Source organism: Streptomyces lunalinharesii, assembly GCF_039532155.1.
In the GTDB taxonomy this organism is placed as follows: Bacteria; Actinomycetota; Actinomycetes; order Streptomycetales; family Streptomycetaceae; genus Streptomyces; species Streptomyces lunalinharesii.
The window spans coordinates 1-1,576 of the sequence record NZ_BAAARK010000093.1 but is presented as its reverse complement, the minus strand read 5'-3'; the positions used below and the strand labels follow the sequence as shown (position 1 = coordinate 1,576).

Annotated in this window: 1 protein-coding gene; it reads right to left on the bottom strand. The window is 69.8% G+C overall.

Annotated elements, in window-relative coordinates; genetic code table 11:
* Positions 1-5 precede the first annotated feature (5 nt).
* Entirely contained in the window at positions 6-1,559 is a 1,554-nt protein-coding gene (locus tag ABD385_RS40965) for a molybdopterin-dependent oxidoreductase (protein ID WP_344585338.1), read from the bottom strand.
* Positions 1,560-1,576 lie beyond the last annotated feature (17 nt).

Sequence of the window (1,576 nt, the reverse complement as noted above, 5' to 3'; positions counted from 1 at the left end):
GGTGGTTAGGTCACGGTGACCACCACCGAGTGCCAGCCGGAGGCGCCGTTGGGGATGGGGCGGGTCCGGGCGTCGGTTTGGGTGTAGCCGGTGCGGTCGGTGGCGCGGACTTCGAGGGTGTGGGTGCCTGGCTTCGCCGGCCACTGCCACCACCACTGCCGCCAGGTGTCCACCGGTCCCTCCGCGGCCAGTTCGGCCTGGTGCCAGTCACCGCCGTCGACGCGGACCTCGACGCGATCGACGCCCTTGTGTTGGGCCCAGGCCACCCCCGCCACGACGACCGGGCCGGCCTTGAGGGTGGCGAATGGCTTGGGGGTGTCGATCCGGGACTCGGTCTTGATCGGCGCCTTGGCCGCCCAGTCACGCTTGACCCAGTACGCGTCGTACGCGTCGAACGTCGTCAACTCGATGTCCTGGATCCACTTGCAGGCCGAGACGTAGCCGTACAAGCCAGGGACGAGCATCCGGACGGGGAAGCCGTGCTCCAGAGGCAGCGGCTCACCGTTCATCCCCACAGCCAGCAAAGCGTCCCGTCCGTCCATGACCGTCTCGACCGGGGTGCCGATCGTCATACCGTCGACGGAACGGGCGACGAGTTGATCTGCCGGGCCGCCCCGGGACGGCGCGCGGACGCCGGCCTCGCGCAGCAGGTCGGCGAGCCGGACACCGAGCCAGCGGGCGGTCCCGACGTACGAACCGCCGACCTCGTTGGACACGCAGGTCATGGTGATGTGACGTTCGAACAGGGGCCTGCGCAGCAGGTCCTGGAAGCCGAGGGTCAGCGGTCGGCTGACACCTTTGCCGTGCAGGCGCAGCTTCCAACTGCCAACGTCGACGCGGGGGACGGTCAGCGCGGTGTCCACGCGGTAGAAGTCGCGGTTGGCGGTGGTGAAAGGGCTCAACCCGGGCAGTTTGAGGTCCACCCCACGTGGCAGTTGGGGTGCGGGGGAGGCTGGCGCGGGGAGTTTGACCGTGGCCCGGGACGCGGCGGCCTCTTTGACGCCAGCGGCGTTCAGCCGCAGGCCGAGGGCTCCGATGCCGGTGGAGGCGGCCGCTACCCCGGCAATGCCGACGACGAAGCTCCTGCGGTCCACAGCGGAACCCGGCGAGCGCGGAGGCACCGATTGGCCGGGCGCCGTTAGCAGCCCGGCGAGTACATACAGCACCATCGTCGCCACAAGAGCCCCTACGACGGAAGGGATCGCATCGATCACCCCGGTCGAATCAGGGCGTCCGGTTGCGGCCAGGGCGCCCACGATGCCGAAGCCGAGGACGCCCGCCGAGGCCCCTTTCCGAAACCGCGGCGCCAGCACACCCAGAACGATCGCGAAGAGCGCGAGCACGGACAGGACGCCGAGTTGCAGGATCAGTTTGTCGTTGGTTCCGAAGTTTCGGATCGCCCAGTCCTTGACCCCTGCGGGCGTCTGGTCGATCGCCGCGCCGCCCACCGCCGTGACCGGGCTGGCCTCGGGACGAACCGCGACCGAGACCAACTCCGCCATGGCAAGCGCCGCGTAACCGGCCACCAGGCCGCTCAACGCACCCAGCGCCGCATGCACAAGGGTCTTCCGTCGCG